General features: G+C 70.9%; 20 protein-coding genes. 12 read left to right on the top strand and 8 right to left on the bottom strand.

All coding sequences use genetic code 11. The features are described 5' to 3' along the window. Positions 1 to 169: 169 nt before the first annotated feature. Both ACFWGZ_RS18065 and ACFWGZ_RS18060 read right to left on the bottom strand, forming a co-directional pair. Entirely contained in the window at positions 170 to 1,663 is a 1,494-nt protein-coding gene (locus ACFWGZ_RS18065; protein WP_382452657.1) for a CoA-acylating methylmalonate-semialdehyde dehydrogenase, read from the bottom strand. After that, on the bottom strand, positions 1,660 to 2,661 hold the full coding sequence (locus ACFWGZ_RS18060) for a LacI family DNA-binding transcriptional regulator (RefSeq protein ID WP_382452656.1): 1,002 nt from the start codon (positions 2,659 to 2,661) through the stop codon (positions 1,660 to 1,662). The genes ACFWGZ_RS18065 and ACFWGZ_RS18060 overlap by 4 nt, the downstream gene beginning before the upstream one ends. 111 nt (positions 2,662 to 2,772) lie before the next feature. Between ACFWGZ_RS18060 and ACFWGZ_RS18055 the strand changes: the two genes are divergently transcribed. From ACFWGZ_RS18055 to ACFWGZ_RS18010, 10 genes are all read left to right on the top strand, one after another. Next, positions 2,773 to 3,768 carry a Gfo/Idh/MocA family oxidoreductase gene (locus ACFWGZ_RS18055; protein WP_382452655.1) on the top strand — a complete coding sequence of 332 codons (996 nt, stop codon included), beginning with the start codon at positions 2,773 to 2,775 and terminating at the stop codon, positions 3,766 to 3,768. After that, positions 3,768 to 4,628: a TIM barrel protein gene (locus tag ACFWGZ_RS18050; RefSeq protein WP_382452654.1), complete on the top strand. Its 861-nt coding sequence runs from the start codon at positions 3,768 to 3,770 to the stop codon at positions 4,626 to 4,628. The genes ACFWGZ_RS18055 and ACFWGZ_RS18050 overlap by 1 nt, the downstream gene beginning before the upstream one ends. Positions 4,629 to 4,642: 14 nt before the next feature. Continuing rightward, positions 4,643 to 5,629 (top strand): sugar ABC transporter substrate-binding protein, encoded by a 987-nt coding sequence (locus ACFWGZ_RS18045; RefSeq protein WP_382452653.1) that lies wholly within the window; start codon positions 4,643 to 4,645, stop codon positions 5,627 to 5,629. A gap of 74 nt (positions 5,630 to 5,703) precedes the next feature. After that, positions 5,704 to 6,693, top strand: coding sequence for an ABC transporter permease (locus ACFWGZ_RS18040; RefSeq protein ID WP_382452671.1), 990 nt, complete (start codon positions 5,704 to 5,706; stop codon positions 6,691 to 6,693). Then, positions 6,690 to 7,460: an ATP-binding cassette domain-containing protein gene (locus ACFWGZ_RS18035; RefSeq protein WP_382452652.1), complete on the top strand. Its 771-nt coding sequence runs from the start codon at positions 6,690 to 6,692 to the stop codon at positions 7,458 to 7,460. Before ACFWGZ_RS18040 ends, ACFWGZ_RS18035 begins: the two co-directional genes overlap by 4 nt. Next, a complete protein-coding gene (iolC, locus tag ACFWGZ_RS18030) occupies positions 7,457 to 8,389 on the top strand; it encodes a 5-dehydro-2-deoxygluconokinase (RefSeq protein ID WP_382452651.1) in 933 nt (310 codons plus the stop codon). The genes ACFWGZ_RS18035 and iolC overlap by 4 nt, the downstream gene beginning before the upstream one ends. Next, positions 8,386 to 9,291 carry an aldolase gene (locus ACFWGZ_RS18025; RefSeq protein WP_382452650.1) on the top strand — a complete coding sequence of 302 codons (906 nt, stop codon included), beginning with the start codon at positions 8,386 to 8,388 and terminating at the stop codon, positions 9,289 to 9,291. Before iolC ends, ACFWGZ_RS18025 begins: the two co-directional genes overlap by 4 nt. After that, positions 9,288 to 10,175, top strand: coding sequence for a 5-deoxy-glucuronate isomerase (gene iolB, locus ACFWGZ_RS18020; protein WP_382452649.1), 888 nt, complete (start codon positions 9,288 to 9,290; stop codon positions 10,173 to 10,175). The genes ACFWGZ_RS18025 and iolB overlap by 4 nt, the downstream gene beginning before the upstream one ends. Continuing rightward, positions 10,172 to 12,025 carry a 3D-(3,5/4)-trihydroxycyclohexane-1,2-dione acylhydrolase (decyclizing) gene (gene iolD, locus ACFWGZ_RS18015; protein WP_382452648.1) on the top strand — a complete coding sequence of 618 codons (1,854 nt, stop codon included), beginning with the start codon at positions 10,172 to 10,174 and terminating at the stop codon, positions 12,023 to 12,025. Before iolB ends, iolD begins: the two co-directional genes overlap by 4 nt. Before the next feature lie 100 nt (positions 12,026 to 12,125). After that, positions 12,126 to 13,121, top strand: a complete 996-nt coding sequence (locus ACFWGZ_RS18010) for an NADH:flavin oxidoreductase/NADH oxidase (RefSeq protein ID WP_382452647.1) — start codon at positions 12,126 to 12,128, stop codon at positions 13,119 to 13,121. A gap of 73 nt (positions 13,122 to 13,194) precedes the next feature. Here ACFWGZ_RS18010 and ACFWGZ_RS18005 read toward each other — a convergent pair whose 3' ends face one another. Beyond that, on the bottom strand, positions 13,195 to 13,383 hold the full coding sequence (locus tag ACFWGZ_RS18005; RefSeq protein WP_090102339.1) for a DUF3073 domain-containing protein: 189 nt from the start codon (positions 13,381 to 13,383) through the stop codon (positions 13,195 to 13,197). 173 nt (positions 13,384 to 13,556) lie between these two features. Between ACFWGZ_RS18005 and ACFWGZ_RS18000 the strand changes: the two genes are divergently transcribed. After that, positions 13,557 to 14,417 (top strand): hypothetical protein, encoded by an 861-nt coding sequence (locus ACFWGZ_RS18000; RefSeq protein ID WP_382452646.1) that lies wholly within the window; start codon positions 13,557 to 13,559, stop codon positions 14,415 to 14,417. Here the strand turns inward: ACFWGZ_RS18000 and ACFWGZ_RS17995 are convergent. From ACFWGZ_RS17995 to ACFWGZ_RS17975, 5 genes are all read right to left on the bottom strand, one after another. Then, the gene (locus ACFWGZ_RS17995) at positions 14,360 to 15,541 is read right to left on the bottom strand and encodes an MFS transporter (protein ID WP_382452645.1); all 1,182 of its coding nucleotides are present in this window, start codon (positions 15,539 to 15,541) and stop codon (positions 14,360 to 14,362) included. The genes ACFWGZ_RS18000 and ACFWGZ_RS17995 overlap by 58 nt on opposite strands. A gap of 68 nt (positions 15,542 to 15,609) precedes the next feature. Then, a complete protein-coding gene (locus ACFWGZ_RS17990) occupies positions 15,610 to 16,179 on the bottom strand; it encodes an aerial mycelium formation protein (RefSeq protein WP_382452644.1) in 570 nt (189 codons plus the stop codon). Positions 16,180 to 16,239: 60 nt separating this feature from the next. Continuing rightward, positions 16,240 to 17,064 (bottom strand): 3-keto-5-aminohexanoate cleavage protein, encoded by an 825-nt coding sequence (locus tag ACFWGZ_RS17985; protein WP_382452643.1) that lies wholly within the window; start codon positions 17,062 to 17,064, stop codon positions 16,240 to 16,242. A gap of 18 nt (positions 17,065 to 17,082) precedes the next feature. Next, the gene (locus ACFWGZ_RS17980) at positions 17,083 to 18,144 is read right to left on the bottom strand and encodes a YgfZ/GcvT domain-containing protein (protein ID WP_382452642.1); all 1,062 of its coding nucleotides are present in this window, start codon (positions 18,142 to 18,144) and stop codon (positions 17,083 to 17,085) included. Then, complete coding sequence (locus ACFWGZ_RS17975) at positions 18,141 to 18,530, bottom strand: Fur family transcriptional regulator (protein ID WP_382452670.1); 390 nt, start codon at positions 18,528 to 18,530, stop codon at positions 18,141 to 18,143. The genes ACFWGZ_RS17980 and ACFWGZ_RS17975 overlap by 4 nt, the downstream gene beginning before the upstream one ends. A gap of 81 nt (positions 18,531 to 18,611) precedes the next feature. Here ACFWGZ_RS17975 and ACFWGZ_RS17970 point away from each other — a divergent pair, with 81 nt between their 5' ends. Further along, on the top strand, positions 18,612 to 19,454 hold the full coding sequence (locus ACFWGZ_RS17970) for an aminodeoxychorismate lyase (protein ID WP_382452641.1): 843 nt from the start codon (positions 18,612 to 18,614) through the stop codon (positions 19,452 to 19,454). Positions 19,455 to 19,475 lie beyond the last annotated feature (21 nt).

Genomic DNA, 19,475 nt, shown 5'->3' with positions numbered 1-19,475 from the left:
CGGAATATTCCAAGATTTGGTGAATTGCCGCGATTTAAGCAGGACAATCGTTCGCTTAGTTTCATTGTCCCTGATCAGTGGGGTGGCAGGTGTGGAATTGGTTCGTACCAGATGCACAATGACCGCCCCGCCGCATTGAGCGGGCGGAGCGGTCATTGGTCCGAACGGATCAGCCGTGCGTCGGGAACCCCAGGTTCACCCCGTGCTGCTGCGGCCACCGAGCCGTCACGGCCTTCGCCCGCGTGTAGAACCGCACCCCCTCGGCCCCGTGCACGTGCGTGTCCCCGAACAGCGAGTCCTTCCACCCGCCGAATGAGTAGTAGGCCATCGGCACTGGGATCGGCACGTTGATCCCGACCATCCCGACGTGCACCCGCCGCTGGTACTCGCGGGCCGCCAGCCCGTCCCCGGTGTAGATCGCCGTGCCGTTGCCGTACGGGTTGGCGTTCACCAGCTCCAGCGCGTCCTCGAACGTCTCGACGCGCACGACCACCAGCACCGGCCCGAAGATCTCGTCCGTGTAGATCGTCATGTCCGGCGTGACGTGGTCGAACAACGTCGGCGCCAGCCAGAACCCGCCCTCCGACCCGGCAGGCGCGTACCCGCGGCCGTCGACCACCAACGAGGCGCCGGCCGCCTCGCCCGCGTCTACATAGGACCGCACGCGATCCCGGTGCACACCGGTCACCAACGGGCCCATCTGCGCATCAGCGTGCGTTCCCGGCAGCACCGACGCGTGCAGCGCGCGGGTCCGCGAGGCGATCTTCTCCACGAGGGCATCACCCGCGTCGCCGACCGCCACCACCACCGAGATGGCCATGCAGCGCTCGCCGGCGGAGCCGTAACCAGCGGAGACGGCGGCGTCCGCGGCCACGTCGAGGTCGGCGTCCGGCAGCACCACCATGTGGTTCTTGGCGCCCCCGAGGGCCTGCACGCGCTTGCCGGCCGCCGTGCCGCGCGCGTAGACGTGCCGGGCGATCGGGGTCGAGCCGACGAACGACGCCGCGGCGACGTCGGGGTGGTCGAGCAGTGCGTTGACGGCGAAGGCGTCGCCCTGCAGGACGTTCAGCACCCCGTCGGGCAGGCCGGCCTCCTGGAACAGCTCGGCCAGGCGCACGGATGCGGACGGGTCGCGTTCGGAGGGCTTCAGCACGAACGTGTTCCCGCACGCGATGGCGACCGGGAACATCCACATCGGCACCATCACCGGGAAGTTGAACGGCGTGATGCCCGCGACGACGCCCAGCGGCTGGCGCAGCGAGTACGCGTCGACGCCGCGGGAGACCTGCTCGGAGTGCTCGCCCTTCAGCAGTTGCGGGATGCCGCACGCGAACTCGACGACCCCCAGGCCGCGCTGCACCTCGCCGGCGGCGTCGGACAGCACCTTGCCGTGCTCGGAGGTGATGATCGCGGCCAGTTCGTCACGCGCCTCGTGCAGCAGGTGGCGGTAGGCGAACAGGATCCGCGAGCGCGTGGCCAGCGACGACTCCGACCACGACTGCGCCGCCTTCAGCGACGACGAGACGGCGAGGTCGACGTCGGCCTGTTCGGCCAGCACGACCTGCGCGGCGACGTCTCCGGTGGCCGGGTTGAAGACGTCGGAGGTCCGGGACGACACCCCGGTGGTGCGGGCGCCGTCGATCCAGTGGGGGATGGTGCTCAACGCGAGCCTCCTGGGGGAGCTGTCGTGGTGCGGACTACGAGCGAGGGGGTGAGGAGGTGGCGCACGGGCTCGGTGCGGTCGTCGCGGACCCGTTGCAGCAGCGCGGAAGCGGCCAGCCGGCCGAACTCGGCGCGGGGCTGGTCGATCGTGGTCAGCGAGACGTGCCGCAACGCGGCCAGCGACGTGTTGTCGTACCCCACCACGGAGACGTCGGCGGGCACCCGCAACCCGGCGTCCTCCAACGCCGAGATGGCGCCGACGGCGTTGAAGTCGTTGCAGGACAGGATGGCCGTGGGCAGCGCACCGTCGGCGAGCAGCCCGCGGATCGCCCGTGCGCCGGCCGCGTCGGTGTACTCGGAGGACACGACCTGCGGCACCAGCCCGCACGCCTCCATCGCGGCCACGTACCCGCGCCGGCGGGGTCCGGCCTGCGTCCCCTCGCCGCCGTCCAGGTGAGCAATCCGCTTGTGCCCCAGCGACACCAGGTGCTCGACGGCCAGCCGGGCGCCGACCTCGCCGTCGTCGTTCACGGTGTCCACCGTGGACACCCGCGACGACCGCGCGACCAGCACGACCGGAAGTTGTTCGGCGGCCTTGGCGATGGCCGTCGCCGGCACGACGGGCGACAGCAGGATCAGGCCGGCGGGGCGGAACGACAGCAACGACTCCAGGGCGCGGCGTTCGCGGGCGGGTGAGCGGCCGCCGGTGTTGATGATGATGTCGAACCCCTGCTCGCGCGCCACCTCGTCGATGCCGTCCACGACCTCCGCGAAGAACGCGTTGTGCAGGTCGGACACCATCACGCCGAGCACCGTGGACGTGCGCGAGGCCAGCGACCGGGCCATGGCGTGCGGCGAGTACCCCAGTTCCTCGGCCGCCTTCAGCACCGCGGTGCGTCGCATGTCGCTCACCTTGGGTGAGCCGCGCATCACCAGTGAGACCAGTGCACGGGAGACCCCCGCCCGCAGAGCGACGTCTTCCATCGTCGGTCTGACCACTCCGGACCCACCTCCCCTCTTGACACCACTGTGGCCGAAGTTACAGGGTTAGAGCGCTCCAACCAATAGAGCGCTCTAAAACATCACAGCCACGAACAGGGGAAACCTGCGATGCGGATCGGAGTAGCGGGTGTCGGCAGGATCGGCACCATGCATGCGACCAACCTCGCCGCACTGGATCGCGTCGACGAGGTGCTCCTCTTCGACCCGGTGCCCGGTCGCGCCGCGCAGGCCTCGGCGGAGCTCGCCGGGACCAAGGCCGTGGACGACCTCGACACCTTGCTCGGCAACGTCGACGGCGTGCTGCTGGCGACCCCGACGGACACGCACCCGGAGATGCTGCGCGCCGCGATCGGCCGGGGCGTCCCCACGCTGTGCGAGAAGCCGATCGCGAGCGACGTCGACGAGATGGCCGCGTTGATCGCGGACGTCGAGTCCTCCGGCGTCGAGGTGCTGGTCGGCTTCCAGCGCCGGTTCGACCCGGCGATCTACGAGCTGCACCGCCGCATCCGCGCGGGCGAGGTCGGCGACGTCTACCTGGTCAGGGCCATCGGCAACGACGCGAACCCGCCGGACTTCTCCTACCTGCCGAGCTCCGGCGGCATCTTCCGCGACCTGCTGATCCACGACCTCGACTGCGTGCCGTGGCTGGTCGGCGAGCCGGTCGTCGAGGTCTACGCGAGCGGGTCGGTGCTGGTGCACCAGGCCTTCGCGGACGCCGACGACGTGGACAACGCCGTCGTGATGCTGAAGTTCGCGGGCGGCGCGCACGCCACGCTGGCCGGTGGGCGCCACGACCCGGTCGGCTACGACCACCGGATCGAGGTCATGGGCAGCAAGGACTCGCTGGTCGTCGGCGTCGACCCGCGCACCCCGCTGAACTCGCTGGAACCCGGTGGTCACGTGGCCGGCGCGGACGCCTATCCCGGCTTCCCCGAGCGCTTCCACCGCGCGTACGTGAACGAGATGAACCTGTTCACGCAGGTCATCAAGGGAGAGGTCGCGAATCCGTCGCCGGCGCGAGAGAGTTTGATCAGCCTCCGCCTGGCCGCGGCGTGTGAGCAGTCGCGTCGCAGTGGCGCACCGGTGCGGATCGAGGGGGAATGATGGCGAAGATCGCGGGAGCACCGATCTCCTGGGGTGTGTGCGAGGTACCGGGCTGGGGCGACGTCCTGCCGTCGGACACCGTGCTGAGCCAGATGCACGAGCTCGGACTCACCGCCACCGAGCTTGGCCCGCCCGACTACCTGCCGGCCGACCCCGACGAACTCAAGACCCTCCTGAACAGCCACGACCTCACCCTGGTCGGCGGTTTCCTGGCCGTCCCGCTGCACACCGACGTCCAGTCCACCCTGGACGAAGCCGACCGCGTCGCCGCGATCCTCAAGGCGGGCGGCGCCGAGGTCCTCGTGCTCGCCGCCGCCACCGGGCTGGACGGCTACGACGAGACCCCGAAGCTCAGCGACGACGAGTGGCGGACGCTCGTCGACACCTGCGCGAAGATCCGCGAGATCGCCGCGAAGCACGGTCTCAGGACCGTGCTGCACCCGCACGTGGGCACCCACGTCGAGCGGGAGGCGGAGGTCGAGCGGTTCCTCGCGGACTCCGATCTCCAGCTCTGCCTGGACACCGGCCACCTCCTCATCGGTGGCACGGACCCGGTCGAGCTGGCGCGCCGCTACCCGGACCGCATCGGCCACGTGCACCTCAAGGACGTGCGTGGCGAGATCGCGGCGAGGGTGCGCAGCGGCGAGCTCAGCTACACCGATGCCGTGGAACAGGGCATCTACGTGCCGCTCGGGGACGGCGACGTGGACGTGGAAGCGCTGGTGCAGTCTGTTCAAGAGGCGGGCTACACCGGTTGGTTCGTGCTGGAGCAGGACACCCAGCTCAAGCACGGAAGTCCGGTGGACAAGCCACTTCAGGACACCGCGCGCAGCCTTGCGCACCTCAGCAAGATCCTCTGAAGGGACTGGAGACGATGAAGTCTCGCTTGGTCATCCGTGCGGGCGTGGCGCTCGCGGGTGTTGCTCTACTCGCCGCCTGCAGCGGTCCCACCGGCACGAACTCGCAGAACACGGGCAACAACAGCGCCCCGGCCGCCTCGGGCGACCTCAAGGTCGCGGTCATCACGCACGGCACGGCGGGTGACGCGTTCTGGAGCGTGGTGAAGGTCGGCGCGGAGGACGCGGGCAAGCAGCTCGGCGTCGGCGTCACCTACAACTCCGACGGCGACCCCGGCGCCCAGGCCAAGCTGATCGACAACGCCGTGTCGCAGAAGGTCGGCGGCATCGTCGTGTCGATGGCGAACCCCGACGCGCTGAAGACCTCCATCGAGAACGCGGTGAAGGCCGGCATCCCGGTCATCACGATCAACTCCGGCAGCGCGAAGAGCGCCGAGTTCGGCGCCATGGCGCACGTCGGCCAGGAGGAGTCGATCGCCGGCGAGGAAGCCGGCAAGAAGCTCAAGGCCGCGGGCAGGACCAAGCTGCTCTGCGTGATCCACGAGGCCGGCAACTCGGGCCTCAACCAGCGCTGCGACGGCGCCCGCAGCGGTTTCGGCGGCGCGGTGGAGAACCTCCAGGTCGACATCTCCAACCCGACCGACATCGAGGCCCGCATCAAGGCCAAGCTGCAGTCCGACACGGCCGTCGACGGCGTGCTGGCGCTGAACCCGCAGGTCGCGGTCAACGCGGCCGCCGCGATCAAGGGCGCGAGCTCCAAGGCGCAGGTGGCGACGTTCGACCTCAACGCGGACGTGGTCAACTCGATCAAGTCCGGTGAGGTGCTGTTCGCCGTCGACCAGCAGCAGTACCAGCAGGGCTACCTGCCGGTCGTGATGCTGAAGCTGTTCAAGGACAACGCCAACACGCTCGGCGGTGGCAAGCCCGTCCTCACCGGTCCCGGCTTCGTCGACAAGTCCAACGTGGACAAGGTCGCGGAGTACGCCAAGAACGGCAAGAGGTAAGGGGAAGCGGGGAGATGACCGTGACGGCCACAGCGCCACCGGCTGCCGACGAACGGCTGGGCAAGCCGAAGCCGATGGACCAGCTGATCAAGCGCCCCGAGATCGGGGCGATGCTCGGCGCACTGCTGGTGTTCCTGTTCTTCTCCGTGGTCACCGAGCAGTTCCTGAGCGTGGGCGGCGCGGCCACCTGGCTGGACGACGCCTCCATGCTCGGGATCATGGCGGTCGCCGTGGCGCTGCTCATGATCGGCGGCGAGTTCGACCTCTCCGCCGGCGTCATGACCGCGTCGACCGCGCTCGTCACGGCTCTCCTCGCCACCCAGCTGGGACTCAACGTCTGGCTGTCGCTGCTGGTGTCGCTCGCCTTCGCGTTGGCGGTGGGCGCGCTCAACGGCTGGCTCGTGATGCGCACGGGCCTGCCGAGCTTCATCGTGACGCTCGGCAGCTTCCTCGCGTTGCAGGGCCTCAACCTGGGCATCACGCGCCTGGTCACCGGCAGCGTGCAGGTGTCGGGCATGCGGGAGACCGCCGGCTACGAGTCGGCGGGGTTCCTGTTCGCCTCGACGTTCCAGATCGGCGGCACGAGCTTCTACGTGTCGATCATCTGGTGGGTGCTGTTCACCGTCATCGCGTCGACGCTGCTGATGCGCACGAAGTTCGGCAACTGGATCTTCGCGATCGGCGGCGCCGCGCAGAGCTCGCGCGCGGTCGGCGTGCCGGTCGTGCGGTCGAAGATCCTGCTGTTCATGACCACGGCGTTCGCCGCGTGGCTCGTCGGGTCGATCAACATCCTGCGGTACGCGAGCGTGCAGGCGAACCAGGGCATCGGCCTCGAGTTCCAGTACATCATCGCGGCGGTCATCGGCGGCTGCCTGCTCACCGGCGGCTTCGGGTCCGCGGTCGGTGCGGCGATCGGCGCGCTGATCTTCGGCATGGCCCGGCAGGGCATCGTCTACGCGGGCTGGAACAGCGACTGGTTCCAGCTGTTCCTCGGCGTGATGCTGCTGGCCGCGGTGCTGGTCAACAACATGCTGCGGCGCCGGGCGGAAAGGGTGAAGCGATGACGTCACTGATCGAGACCGAGAACATCGGCAAGACCTACGGCAGCGTCATCGCGCTCAGCGACGTCTCCACCGTCGTCAACGCCGGCGAGGTCACCTGCGTGCTCGGCGACAACGGCGCCGGCAAGTCGACGCTGATCAAGATCCTGGCGGGCGTCCACCAGCACGACCGGGGCACGTTCCGGGTCGAGGGCGAGGAGATCCGCTTCTCCTCCCCGCGCGAGGCGCTCGACCGCGGCATCGCGACCGTGTACCAGGACCTGGCCGTCGTGCCGCTCATGTCGGTGTGGCGCAACTTCTTCCTGGGCTCGGAACCGACGACGAAGTTCGGCTTCCTGGACCGCAGGAAGGGCAAGGAGATCACCAAGAAGGCGTTGTCCGACATGGGCATCGACCTGCGCGACGTCGAGCAGCCGGTCGGCACCCTGTCCGGTGGTGAACGGCAGTGCGTCGCCATCGCCCGCGCCGTCCACTTCGGCGCCAAGGTGCTGATCCTCGACGAACCGACCGCCGCGCTGGGCGTGAAGCAGGCAGGAGTGGTGCTGAAGTACGTGGCCCAGGCGCGTGATCGCGGCCTCGGCGTCGTGCTGATCACCCACAACCCGCACCACGCCTACCCGGTGGGTAACCGGTTCCTGCTGCTCAAGCGCGGCCGCGCGCTCGGCAGCTACGAGAAGTCCGAGATCGACATCAACGAGCTGACCAAGCAGATGGCCGGTGGCGCCGAGCTCGAGGCGCTGGAGCACGAGCTGCGGGGTGTCGAGGCGTGACGGCGCTGGAAGTGCTGACCGTCGGCCGGGTCGGGGTCGACCTCTACCCCGAGCAGTCCGGCGTGCCGCTGGCGCGGGTCAGCACCTTCGCCAAGTCGCTCGGCGGCACCGCGACCAACGTCGCGGTCGCCGCCGCCCGGCTCGGCCGCCGCGCCGGGGTGCTGACCAAGGTCGGCCCGGACGGCTTCGGCACGTACGTCCGCGAGGCGCTGGAGGGCTTCGGCGTCTCGTCCGAGCACGTCGGCACGTCGCCGGACCTGCTGACGCCGGTGGTGTTCTGCGAGCTCGACCCGCCCGCCGACCCGCCGCTGCTGTTCTACCGGCTGCCCACCGCGCCGGACCTGACGATCGGCGAGGACGACGTGCCGTGGTCGGTCGTGCGCGACGTCCCGCTGCTGTGGGTGACGGGCACCGGCGTCTCGGCCGAGCCCTCCCGGTCGTCGCAGCGGATGATGCTGGCGAGCCGTGCGCGAGCCGGGCACACCGTGCTGGACCTGGACTACCGGCCGATGTTCTGGCCGGACGTCGAGACCGCGCGCGCCGAGATCGGCTGGATGCTCGACCACGTCACGGTCGCCGTGGGCAACCGGACCGAGTGCGAGGTCGCGGTCGGCACGTCCGACCCCGACGAGGCCGCCGACCGGCTGCTGGAGCGCGGGATCTCGTGGGCGCTGGTCAAGAAGGGTGCCGAGGGCGTTCTCGTGGCCACGCCGGACGGGCGCTGGACCGTCGAGCCGAACCCCGTCGAGGTGGTGTGCGGGCTCGGGGCCGGCGACGCGTTCGGCGGGGCGCTGGTGCACGGCCTGCTCTCCGGCTGGGACCCGGTGAAGACCGCCCGCCACGCCAACGCGGCCGGCGCGATCGTGGCGTCCCGGCTGGCCTGCGCCGACGCCATGCCGAACCAGGAAGAGATCGAGGAACTGCTGTGATCACCGACGGCCAGTGGCGGGAACTGCTGTGGCGGCGCGCGGAGGACCCCGGCTCGATCCGGCGGGCCTACCAGTCGCGCAAGCGGCGCCACTCGTTGCTGAACGGCAAGTCCACGCTGTTCCTGGTCGCGGCGGACCACCCGGCGCGCGGTGCTCTCGGCGTCGGCGGCGACCCGCTCGCGATGGCCGACCGGCGCCAGCTGCTGGCCCGGCTGCTGACGGCGCTGGCGAACCCCGAGGTCGACGGCGTGCTCGGCACGCCGGACGTGATCGAGGACCTGCTGCTGCTGGACGGCCTGAACGAACGCGTGGTCATCGGCTCGATGAACCGCGGCGGGCTGGCCGGCGCGGACTGGGAGATCGACGACAGGTTCACCGCGTACTCCGCGTCGTCCATCGCGACGTTCGGGCTCGACGGCGGCAAGATGTTGCTGCGCCTGGTCGACTCCGACCCCGGCACGATCCCGACGCTGGAGGGCTGCGCGCGCGCCGTCACCGAACTGGCCGAGCACGGCCTGATGGCGATGGTCGAACCGTTGCCGTACAAGCGTGATCACAACGACAAGCTGGTGCTGCAGAAGGACGCCGCGTCCCTGTCGCGCGCCTCGGCCGTGGCCGCCGGTCTCGGCTCCACCTCCGCCTACACCTGGCTGAAGCTGCCCGCGCCGGACGAGCCCGAGGTCGTGCTGGACACCACCGCGCTGCCCGCCCTGGTGCTCGGCGGGGTGCCGTCCGCGAACCCCGCGGACGACCTCGCGTCGTGGGGCCGCTCGTTGCAGCACCCGACGGTGCGCGGCCTGGTCGTCGGCCGTGCGCTGCTCTACCCGCCGGACGGCGACGTGGCCGCCGCCGTCGCTGCCGCCGCGGAGATCCTCCGCACCGCGAAGGGGATCACGGAATGAGCCTGCACCGTCCACACGGGACGCTCTCCGCCGGTTCCGACGTCATCTCGCTGACGCCGGAGAACGCGGGCTGGACCTACACCGGCCTGCGCGTGCTGCGGATCGGGGCCGGCGGGTCGGTGACGGTCGAGACCGGCGAGTCCGAGGCGTTCGTGCTGCCGCTGGCCGGGTCGCTGTCGGTCGAGGTCGACGGCGAGCGGTTCGAGCTGCGGGGCCGTGACTCGGTCTTCACCCGCGTGACGGACTTCGCCTACGTGCCGCGCGACGCGTCGGTCGTGCTGTCCTCTGTGGACGGCTGCGAGGTCGCACTGCCGATGGCCCGCTGCACCAGGCGGCTGACGCCGAAGTACGGCCCGGCCGACGGCGTTCCCGTCGAGGTGCGCGGCTCCGGCAACGCGACCCGCCAGGTCACCAACTTCGGCGTGCCGGGCGTCTGGGACCACGCGGACAAGCTCAACGCGTGCGAGCTGATCACCCCGGACGGCAACTGGTCCTCCTACCCGCCGCACAAGCACGACGCGTCCGAGCCGTGCGAGGTGGAGAACGAGGAGATCTACTACTTCCGCATCGCCGACCGCGACGCCGTCACGCCGTCCCGCACCGGGTTCGGGTTCCACCGCACCTACACCGACGACGGCGAGATCGACGAGGACGTGACCGTCCGGGACGGGGACGTGTTCCTGATCCCGCGCGGCTACCACGGCCCGTGCGTCGCGGCGCCGGGCTATCCCATGTACTACCTGAACGTCCTGGCCGGTCCGGGTGCGGAGCGGTCCATGGCGTTCTGCGACGACCCGGCGCACACCTGGGTCCGCGACAGCTGGGCCGCGCAGGAACTGGACCCGCGCTGCCCCGTGACGACCGCAGAGGGGCGGGTCAAGTGAAGCTCACGACCGCGCAGGCACTGGTCCGCTGGCTGCTCGCCCAGCGGACGGAACTCTTCGACGGCTCCGTCGCGCCGCTGTTCCCCGGCGTGTTCGCGATCTTCGGCCACGGCAACGTGCTCGGCCTCGGCACCGCGCTGGAGGAGATCCGCGACCGCCTCCCGGTGTGGCGCGGCCAGAACGAGCAGGGCATGGCGCTGGCCGCCGTCGGCATCTCGAAGGCCTCGCACCGCCGCCAGGTGGGCGTCGCGACGTCGTCGATCGGCCCCGGCGCCCTGAACATGGTCACGGCCGCCGGCGTCGCCCACGCCAACCGCCTGCCGTTGCTGCTGCTGCCGGGCGACACGTTCACCGGCCGCGCGCCCGACCCGGTGTTGCAGCAGGTGGAGCACTTCCACGACCCGACCGCGACGGTCAACGACGCGTTCCGCGCGGTCAGCCGCTACTTCGACCGCATCACCCGCCCCGAGCAGCTGCTGTCGACGTTGCCGCAGGTGGCGCGCGTCCTGACCGACCCGGCCGACTGCGGCCCGGTGACGCTCGCGCTGCCGCAGGACGTGCAGGCGGAGTCCTACGACTTCCCCGACGCGCTGTTCGAGCCCGTCGTGCACCGCCCGCTGAGGCTGCGCCCCGACCTGAACGCCCTGTCCGACGCGGCGGCGGCGGTGCGCGCGGCGGCGCGGCCGTTGCTCGTGCTGGGGGGCGGCGTCCGCTACTCCGGGGCGGCGGGCCGCGCGCTGCGCTTCGCCGAACAGCACGGCATCCCGGTCGTCGAGACCACCGCGGGCCGCACCCTGGTCCCGCACGAGCACCCGCTGCACGCCGGCCCGCTCGGCATCACCGGCTCGACCTCGGCCAACGTCCTGGCGGCCGAGGCGGACGTGGTGTTCGCGGTCGGCACCCGCCTGCAGGACTTCACCACGGCGTCGTGGACCGTCTTCTCCCCGGACGTGCACCTGGTGTCGTTGAACGCGGCACGCTTCGACGCCGTGAAGCACGGCTCGTTCGCCCTGGTCGCCGACGCCGACGAGGGCCTGCGCGAACTGACCGACGTCCTGGGCTCCTGGCAGGCCCCCGCGGAGTGGGCCGCACGAGCCTCGGCCGAACGCGCGAAGTGGGACGCGCACATCACGTCATTGCGGACGCCCGGCGACGGCCTCCCGACCTACGCCCAGGTGGTGGGCGTCGTGAACGAGGTCAGCGAGCCCACCGACTACGTGATGACGGCGTCCGGCGGCCTGCCCGGCGAGCTGATCGGCGGCTGGCGCGCCACCGGCGAGTCCACGATGGACGTGGAGTACGGCTTCTCCTGCATGGGCTACGAACTGGCCGGCGCCTGGGGAGCGGCGATCTCGCACACCGGGGGCGTCGTCACCACGCTGCTGGGCGACGGCTCGTACCTGATGCTGAACTCCGAGCTCTTCTCCGCAGCCTTCGCGGGCCACGGCTTCGTGGCGGTCGTCTGCGACAACGACGGCTACGCCGTGATCCACCGCCTGCAGACGGGCCAGGGCGGTGCGGGCTTCAACAACCTCTACCCCGACTGCACCACGTCCCACGCCGAACCCCCGCGCACGGACTTCGCCGCGCACGCCGCGTCGTTGGGCTGCGCGGTGTTCCCGGTCGACGGGCTGGCCGGCCTCGAAGACGCCTACCGCAAGGCGCGCGAGGCGGCGTTGGGCGAGCAACGGCCGGCCGTGGTCGTGATCCGCACGCACCCGTCGTCGTGGACCGAGGCCGGGGCGTGGTGGGAGGTCGGGGTGCCGGAGGTGTCGCACCGGCCGGAGATCGCCCTGGCCCGGGACGAGGTGCTGGAGGGCAAGGCGAAGCAGGTCCGCTACCTGAGCTAGGCCCAGGGGCTGAGACAAGCCCCACCCCGGGAACAACCCGCCCCGAAGCGCCCTTGAACCGGTTAGTCAGGTCTACGAACCGGTTCAAGGGAGCCTCGAAGTGAGCCAGCTCTTCTCCCCGCTGACCCTGCGCTCGGTCACGCTGCCGAACCGCATCGCGGTCAGCCCGATGTGCCAGTACTCGGTCACCGCCGAGGACGGCGTGCCGACGAACTGGCACCTCGTCCACCTGGGCTCCCGCGCGGTCGGCGGTGCCGGCCTGGTCATCGCCGAGGCGACGGCCGTCGTGCCGGAGGGGCGGATCAGCCCGCAGGACACCGGCATCTGGAACGACGCGCAGGTCGAGGGCTGGAAGCCGATCACGAAGTTCATCAAGGAGCACGGTGCCGTCCCCGGCATCCAGCTCGCGCACGCCGGGCGCAAGGCCGTCGGCGACTGGGTGCCGGTCGCGCCCACCACCGAGCCGTTCCCCGGTCTGAACACGCCGGAGAAGCTCACCAGCCACAGCGGCATCGTCAAGCAGTTCGTCGACGGCGCGCTGCGGGCGATCGAGGCCGGTTTCGAGGTGCTCGAGATCCACGCCGCCCACGGCTACCTGCTCCACGAGTACTACTCGCCGCTCACGAACGAGGGCAGCATCGAAGAACGCATCGCCCCCTCGGTCGAGGTCACGGCCGCGGTGCGCGCGGCAGTGGGCCCCGACGTGCCCGTGCTGGTGCGCATCAGCGGCAGCGACTGGGTCGAGGGTGGCTGGACCGCCGACGACAGCGTTGTGCTGGCACAGGCGCTCAAGGCCGCGGGTGCGGACCTGATCGATGTGTCCAGCGGTGGCAACACCGCGCAGGCGGACATCCCGATCGGGCCCGGCTACCAGGTGCCGCTCGCCGAAGCGGTGCGACGCAAGGCAGACGTGCCCACGGGTGCGGTCGGCCTGATCACCGAGGCGAAGCAGGCCGAACAGGTTGTGACCGACGGAGCCGCTGACCTGGTCCTGCTCGCGCGCGAACTGCTCCGCGACCCGTACTGGCCGCTGCACGCGGCACAGCAGTTGGGGGTGGAGGTCAGGGCGCCGAAGCAGTACGCCAGGGCTTTCTGAAAACGCCCTCAGAGTTCAAGGGCTGGGCGCCGGGGTGACCGGCCGCCCAACCCTTGAACTCCGAAGGCTGAATTCAGCGACGGTAGTCGTCGTAGTCGTCGTACGGGTCGTCGCGTGGCTCATCGCCACCACCACTCCCGTTCGGCGACCTTTCGTCACCAGACAGCTCGCGCTGCAGCGCAGCGAAGTCGGTCTCATGAGAGCTGTACTTGAGCTCCCTGGCGACCTTCGTCTGCTTGGCCTTCGCTCGGCCGCGCCCCATGGCTCGACCCCCTCGCACAGGGACGGGGGCGGCCGGGGGAACGGCGGCCCCACTCGTCTCGACAACTAGTTCCTGGTAACTACCGTACCGTGCCGATGGGGTTCCTCGCGACGCGGTAGGCGTGACACGTACCGCCAAATCTCCCGGCCGCCCCTGCGTGGAAGGATGCACAGGTGCCCAGACCGTTCGTCGCCTACCTGAGGGTGTACGAACCGTTATCGGTGTTGGACGCACCGCTAGCGGCGAAGGTCGAAAAAGCCCTGGAAAACGGCCCTGTCCTCCGATCGGAGGCAGGGGACCTCGAACGCGAGCTGTGGTTGCGATCACAGTTGGGCCGAAAGCTCCTCCCGGGCGAGTCCTCGGGCGTGATGACGATCAGTCCGGCCGAGGTGCCGACCTCCGAAGCGGCCAGGGTCGGACCGGGTCCGCTCGTCTGCCCCCTCGACCTCCGGACGCGCTCCGCCGCCGCCCTCGTGGGCTTCCTGGCCTCCGCGCCGCCGATCCTGCAGGACGCCGCGCTCGACCTCTCCCCGGAGACGGTCAGGGCGCGCGCCTCGGCGGTGATGGCGGAGCTGTCCGCGGGCGCGGTCCACGTGATCTCCACGACCTGGACCGTGCCGCTGCCGTGGTTCGCCCTCGTCGACCCCGCCCAGCGCCGCGTGGTGCTGGCGAGCGCCCAGGACGACCCCGAACGCCAGGTGTCGTGGCGCGTGGCGATGGCGGACGCCCGGCGGAGGGTGGCGAGGGCGCTCAAGGTCGTGAAGGGCGCCCTGGGCGAGGACGGGCCCGCGACGATCCTCGCCGACACCGGTCGCTGGCTCGAGCACTTCCACCCGCACTCGGCCGTCGAGCTCGACTACGGCGGCCTGGTCCAGCTGCTCGCCGACGAGGACCTGCTGGAGGACACCTCCGCGGTCGACGTGAACGCCATCGTCGACGCGCTGGAGGCGGGGGACGCCGAGGAGGTCGCGCTGCGCTACGAGACGTTGCGCGAGTTCTGGGGCGAGCTCGCCCGCAGGGAACGCCACGGCTGAAGCAGCACGCGGGCCGTCACGCCCGCCGCGGCCGCCACGAGCATCGCCGCCGGCCAGCCGACGCCCGTGGCGACGAACGCCGCGACCGGCGGGGTCAGTGCGGCGGAGAGGTAGTTCGCGGAGTTCTGCATCGCGAGCGCGGTCCCGCTCCGCCCGGCGGGCGCCAGTTCCATCGCCTCGGTGACCGCGAGCCCGTTCCAGCAGACCGAGACCGCGGTCGTGGGCACGAGCACCGCCACCAGCAGCCACACCGGTGCCTGGTCGAGCGCCGCGATCAGCACGAGCCCGCTGACCGTCACCACCGACAGGACCTTCAACGGCCCGATCCGGTTGCGCACCCGGTCGGACCACACGCCGACCCCGAGCCGGGCCGCGCCACCGATGACCTGGGAGAGGGCGAAGATCGTCGCCGCCGTGCCCACCGCCAGACCCCGGTGGTCGTGCAGCAGCGCCACGAGCAACGTCGTCGTCGTGAACTGCGGCACCACCAGCAGTCCGCTGGCCAGCGACAACCGCAGCAGGCGCGGGTCGCGCAGGATCAGGCCGTGGTCGGTCGACGCGCGCACGGCGCCCGGCGGTTCACGCACCCAGATCGCCACCGCCAGCGCCACCAGCCCGGTCGCGCCGGCCAGGACCACCATCGCGCCCGGCACCCCGGCCACCGCCGCGACGGCAGGCAGCACCGCGGCCGTCAGCGCCGCTCCGAGCGGTGTCGCGGTCTGCCGCACGCCGATCGCGAACCCCCGCTGGGACGCGCCGAACCACGACATCACGGCCCGTCCGCTGGCGGCGTTGACGCTGGCCCCGAACAGGCCCGCGCCGAGCAGGGCGGCTCCGGCCACCCACGCGTTGCCGAACGCGGCACCGGCCAGGCAGGCGGCCGCGCCCACCCCGCCGATGGTCATCACGAGCCGTTCGCCGCGCCGGTCCGCGACGACGCCCCACGGCACGAGAGCGACCATCGTGCCGAGGTTGACGGCACCGAGCAGCAGCCCCACCTGGGGCAACGTCAGGGAGAAGTGGTCCCGCAACTGAGGGCTGATCGCCGGCAGGCCGAGGAAGACGGCCGCGTTCGTGCCCTGGGCCAACGCCCCGACGAACAACACGACCCAGCGGTACCCCATGAGGTCACGCTAGGTCGGCTGCTCACAAAGTGGAACGGTTGTCTCAGATTCTGGGACCCAGAACCGGCTCAGCTCTTGCGGCGGTGGTGCCCGCGCTCGGCGGCCAGCAGCTCGTCGACCGAGGCGCTTCCGCGCTGGTAGCGCGACGCGATCTCGGCGTTGAGCTTGTCCACCACCACCTGCACCTCACGGCGCCGCACCGACACCGAGGCCTCCTCGGAGATGAACGTCTCCAGCACCTCGCCGAGGCGGTCGTCGGTCAACGAGCTCACGTCGGAGAGGTCCACGTCGGAGATGAGCGCTTCCACGTGCCGTTGATGCGCATCGGCACGCGAGGGCTCATGGGTCTGGTACCGGCCGAGGCCCGTCGCCGGACCGACGGCGTTCGTGGAGAGGATCGTGGCCAGCTGGTCGACCACCGCCGACCCGCCGGAGCTGCGGCGCTCCTGTTCCGCGCGCACGATGTCGATCCGCGCGTGCAACAGCCGCCGCAGGTAGGACAGGTCGGTCTCTTCCTGCGCTGCCTCGTCGCGGAGTTCGCGCACCTCGACGAGCGGGCGCTGCTCGACGCCCTCCGTGTAGTCGGGGGCGAGCACCCTGTCGATTCGGCGGCGCCCGCCAGGACGCACCTCGATCACGTGTCCATCCTGCGGTAGATCCTCCTCACCCGCCAACACATGTCATGCACCAAACTTGTCTCAAATGTGCACGCCCAGCAGCTTGCGGGCCTCGTCGGGTGACAGGGCGGGCCGCTGCGCGATCTTCGAGAGCCCCGCGGCACGTGCCACGAGCTGTGCGTTGTCCCGCACCGGCACGCCCCGCGAGTAGCTGGTCGTGTCCTCCATACCCACCCGGAGGTGGCCACCCGCCCCCAGTGCGGTGAACATCACCGGGAGCGTGGCCCGGCCGATCCCGGTGGCGGAGAACGTCGCGCCGTCCGGCAGAGCGGCGACCGCGGCGACGAGAGTCGCGGCGTCGCCGGGCATCCCGCCGGGCACACCCATGACGAAGTCGACGTGCACGTGCCCGCCCGCGGGCAGGCCGTGCTGGTCGAGCAGGCGCTTCAACGACGCCAGCTGACCGATGTCGAAGATCTCGTACTCCGGGACGATGCCGCGTTCCTGCATGCCCTTGTGCAGGGAGACGATGAACTCCCAGCGGTTCAGGAACACGTCGTCGCCGAAGTTGACCGTGCCCATCGTGCAGGACGCGGAGTCCGGCATCGCCTCGAGCACGCGCAGCCGGTCGTCCTCCGGGTCGTGCACCGACCCGCCCGTCGACAGCTGCACCACGAGGTTCGTCTCCGACCGCAGCGCCGCGACCGTGGCCTTGAGCCGGCCGAGGTCGAGCGACGGCCTGGTGTCCTCGCCGCGGATGTGGACGTGGATCATCGCCGCGCCGACCTGCTCGCAGCTCTGCGCCGTCGCGACCAGCTCTTCCAGGGTCACCGGAAGCTGCGGGACGTCGGCTTTGGCGTGTTCCGCTCCGGTGGGAGCGACCGTGATGAGCGTGCCCTGGGACATGGGCGCGACTCTAGGGGCTCATCCCCTCAGGTTGCGAACAGCTTCCCGGCCCAGTCCGGGCGTGTCCGCCGGCACCGAGTCGGGGTCGATTCGTGCCTGGACCTCCCTTTCGGGGGCGCCGGCGACCAGCTCCGACTCGATCGGTACGGACCGCTTGACCAGCGCCAACGCGATCGGTCCCAGCTCGTGGTGCAGGGCGACGCTGCCCACCCGCCCCACCGCGCGGCCGTCCAGGGTGACCGGGTCGCCGGTCTCCGGCTGGGCGTCGGCAGAACCATCCAGGTGGAGTAGGAGCATCCTGCGGGGTGGACGTCCCACGTTGTGGACCTTCGCGACCGTCTCCTGACCGCGGTAGCAGCCCTTGCTGAGGTGCACCGCGCTCTCGATGAGGCCGACCTCGTGCGGGATCGTGCGCTCGTCGGTGTCCACGCCCTGGCGCGCCTTCAGCGACTCGACCCGCAGCGCCTCGAACGCGTAGCTGCCCGCGGGACGCGCGCCCGCGTCCGTGATCCGCTGCCACCAGTCGCCCAGCTCGGCGCGCGGGAGCAGCAGGTCGACCGCGTGCGGGCCCGGCCACGACGCCCTGCGCACGAAGCCCTCGCCCAGCGGCTGCGCGGCCTCCGGCATCGCGATGCCGAGCTTCTCGAGCAGCGCGGGCGTCTCCGGCCCGGTGATCGTCAGCAGCGCGAACTCCGCGGAGGCGTCGCGCGGCTCGACCTTGGACCAGAAGACCATCTTCTTCAGGTACGCCAGCAGGTCGTCGACCTCCTCGACGTCGAGGAACACGGTGCCGCCGACGTTCGCGACCACCATGTGGTGCTCCAGCCGGCCCTGCGCGTCGAGGATCAGCGCCTCGGTGGCCGCACCCTCGCCGAGCTGCTCGAAGTGCTGGCTCGTGAGCTGGTGCAGCCACGTGAGCCGGTCCTGCCCCGGGATCGCGATGATGCCGCGGTTCGACCGGTCGACGACCACGACGGACCGCGCGGCCGAGCGCTGTTCGGCGAACGGGTCGCCGTAGTGCCAGGCGACGCCGGCGTCGGTCGAGTCGTCGGGCGGGGGGACGGCTCCGGGGAAGCTCACTCGGACTCCTGCTCCTGCTCGATGCAGTCGCGGCACGTGCCGGACAGCGCGAGGTGGCTCGCATCCAGTTCGAACCCGTCGCGGGCCCGCAATGTTCCGACGAGCGGCTCGAGCAGCTCGGACGGGATCTCCTCGATGCCGCCGCAGACGTGGCACACCAGGTGCACGTGCTGGTGCTCGTCGACCGAGTAGCTCGGCGCGCCGTGACCCAGGTGGGTGTGGCGCACGAGCCCGAGCTTGTCGAGCAGGTCCAGGGTTCGGTAGATCGTGGTGATGTTGACCGTCGGCGCCGTCTCCTGGACGCGCGCGCAGATCTGCTCCGGAGTGGCGTGCTCCAGCGCCCTGACCGCGTCCAGCACGAGCTGGCGCTGCGGCGTCATCCTCATCCCGCGGTCGTGCAGCGTTTTCCGCAGGCCTCTTGCGGTCTCCACGACAGCCATGTTAGTTGCTGCTAGTAGTCTCGCCGCATGCGCGTGCTGGCACTGCTCGACGGAACCCTCGCTGACCCCGACTCGCCGCAGATCCGCGTCGACGACCTCGGGCTCCTGCGCGGCGACGGCGTCTTCGAAACGATCCTCGTGGTCGACGGGAAGCCCCGCGAACTGACGCCCCACCTCGACCGGCTCGACCGGTCCGCCGCCATGCTCGACATGCAGCCGCCTCCGCGCGCGGAGTTCGAGCGGGCGGTCGAGCTCGTCCTCGGCAACTGGGAGGGCAGCGGGGAGTTCGCCCTCAAGCTCGTCTGCACCCGCGGCGTCGAGGGCGGTGACGGCACGCCCACCGGGTTCGCGCTCGGCATGGAGATCGGCGCGAAGGTGCTCAAGCAGCGCGCCGAGGGCCTGTCCGCCGTGACGCTCGACCGCGGCATCGACGCCGACCTCGCCGACCGCGCGCCGTGGCTGCTGCTGGGAGCGAAGTCGCTGTCCTACGCGATCAACATGGCCGCGCTGCGCGAGGCCGAGCGCCGCGGCGCCGCCGAGGTCATCTTCACGACGTCCGGCGGTTCGGTGCTCGAGGGCCCGACCTCGACCGTGGTCGTGGCGCGCGGCAAGACGCTCGTCACCCCGCCGTCGAAGCTCGGCATCCTGCCCGGCACCACGCAGTACGCGCTGTTCCGCGCCGCCGAGCGCGCCGGGTGGACCGTCTCCGTGGAGCCGCTGCAGACCGGCGAGCTCTACGACGCCGAGGGCCTCTTCCTCGCGTCCAGCGTCCGCAAGATCACGCGGGTGACCGTGCTGGACGGCAAGCAGCTGCCCGACTCGTCGGCCCTGCTGACCGAGCTGCAGGGCCTGTACGAGTCCGAGTACTGATCTTCTAGCGCAGTCCGGCGT

Source organism: Lentzea sp. NPDC060358 (genome assembly GCF_042725365.1).
Lineage (GTDB): Bacteria > Actinomycetota > Actinomycetes > Mycobacteriales > Pseudonocardiaceae > Lentzea.
This window is presented reverse-complemented; position numbering and strand designations above follow the sequence as displayed.

Coding starts and splice junctions, on each gene's coding strand:
- ACFWGZ_RS18055 (WP_382452655.1), top strand. CDS start 2,773: ATGCGGATCGGAGTAGCGGGTGTCGGCAGGATCGGCACCATGCATGCG.
- ACFWGZ_RS18050 (WP_382452654.1), top strand. CDS start 3,768: ATGGCGAAGATCGCGGGAGCACCGATCTCCTGGGGTGTGTGCGAGGTA.
- ACFWGZ_RS18045 (WP_382452653.1), top strand. CDS start 4,643: ATGAAGTCTCGCTTGGTCATCCGTGCGGGCGTGGCGCTCGCGGGTGTT.
- ACFWGZ_RS18040 (WP_382452671.1), top strand. CDS start 5,704: ATGGACCAGCTGATCAAGCGCCCCGAGATCGGGGCGATGCTCGGCGCA.
- ACFWGZ_RS18035 (WP_382452652.1), top strand. CDS start 6,690: ATGACGTCACTGATCGAGACCGAGAACATCGGCAAGACCTACGGCAGC.
- iolB (WP_382452649.1), top strand. CDS start 9,288: ATGAGCCTGCACCGTCCACACGGGACGCTCTCCGCCGGTTCCGACGTC.
- ACFWGZ_RS18005 (WP_090102339.1), bottom strand. CDS start 13,383: ATGGGGCGCGGCCGAGCGAAGGCCAAGCAGACGAAGGTCGCCAGGGAG.
- ACFWGZ_RS17995 (WP_382452645.1), bottom strand. CDS start 15,541: ATGGGGTACCGCTGGGTCGTGTTGTTCGTCGGGGCGTTGGCCCAGGGC.
- ACFWGZ_RS17985 (WP_382452643.1), bottom strand. CDS start 17,064: ATGTCCCAGGGCACGCTCATCACGGTCGCTCCCACCGGAGCGGAACAC.
- ACFWGZ_RS17975 (WP_382452670.1), bottom strand. CDS start 18,530: ATGAGGATGACGCCGCAGCGCCAGCTCGTGCTGGACGCGGTCAGGGCG.
- ACFWGZ_RS17970 (WP_382452641.1), top strand. CDS start 18,612: ATGCGCGTGCTGGCACTGCTCGACGGAACCCTCGCTGACCCCGACTCG.